Annotated in this window: 1 protein-coding gene; it reads right to left on the bottom strand. The window is 68.9% G+C overall.

Features of this window, described 5'->3' with window-relative positions; all coding sequences use genetic code 11:
• Positions 1-12 precede the first annotated feature (12 nt).
• Positions 13-900, bottom strand: a complete 888-nt coding sequence (locus DMH08_RS39595) for an IS5 family transposase (protein ID WP_199748241.1) — start codon at positions 898-900, stop codon at positions 13-15.
• Positions 901-1,025: the final 125 nt, after the last annotated feature.

Genomic DNA, 1,025 nt, shown 5'->3' with positions numbered 1-1,025 from the left:
CTAGGGCGTGTTTCAAAGGCAGGTCAGCCAGTCGTTGATGACAGCGATGTGGAGGGTCGCTTCGTAGCGGACGGCGAGCTTGTCGTACCGGGTGGCCACGGCCCGGTGCCGTTTGAGCCGGTTGATGCCGCACTCGACGGCATGGCGCTGCCGGTAGTCGACCGCGCAGAACGCCGGCGGCCGGCCACCCCGGCTGCCCCGGTTCCTGCGATGGCGGGCCTGGTCGGCCTTGACCGGAATCGTGCAACCGATCCCGCGTCTACGCAGGTAGGCGCGGTTGGCGCGGGAACTGTAAGCCTTGTCGGCCCGGACCCGATCAGGCCGCTTGCGAGGACGTCCCGGCCCCATCCGAGGCACGCCGATCCGCTCCAGAACAGGCCGGAACTGCGGCGAGTCGCCCCGCTGACCGGCGGTGACCAGCAGGGACAACACCCTCTGCCCCTGCTCGCAGGACAGGTGGATCTTGGTCGTCAGGCCGCCGCGCGAACGTCCCAGAGCGTGATCGACGGGTTCGTCGCCGATCCCGCCGGGCGGTTCGGCCTGCTCGTCCGGCCGGGTGCGGGCGCCGGCCGCGTGCTGATGCGCCCGTGCGATCGTGGAGTCAACGCTGACCTCCCACGTGATCACGCCCGCCGCGTCGGCCCGTGCCTGCAGGCCGGTGACGATCCGCGCCCACACTCCCGCCCGCTGCCAGCGGCGGAACAACCCGTACACCGCCTGCCAGGAGCCATAGCACTCCGGCACGTCCCGCCAGGGTGCACCGACTCGCACCCGCCACCTGATCCCATCGATGAGCTGCCGTTTCGTCCACTTCGACGGCCGACCCGGCTTTCTGGCGACCGGCAGCAGCGGCTCCAGCCGCGTCCACTGCTCATCGGTCAGGTCGAACCGCCTCGTCACCGCTAGGGTGGTCACGAGGTCTCCGGTGTTCAGGTTCTTCTTGGTCGATGAACCCTCTACCGGAGACCTCACTATTTAGCGATCAGGACACACCGCCACACCCTGGACTTCGAAACACGCCCTAG

It is taken from the genome of Actinomadura sp. WAC 06369 (genome assembly GCF_003947565.1).
Lineage (GTDB): Bacteria > Actinomycetota > Actinomycetes > Streptosporangiales > Streptosporangiaceae > Spirillospora > Spirillospora rifamycini.
Note: the sequence above shows the minus strand (reverse complement) of the source record. Positions and strands in the feature narration are given on the sequence as shown.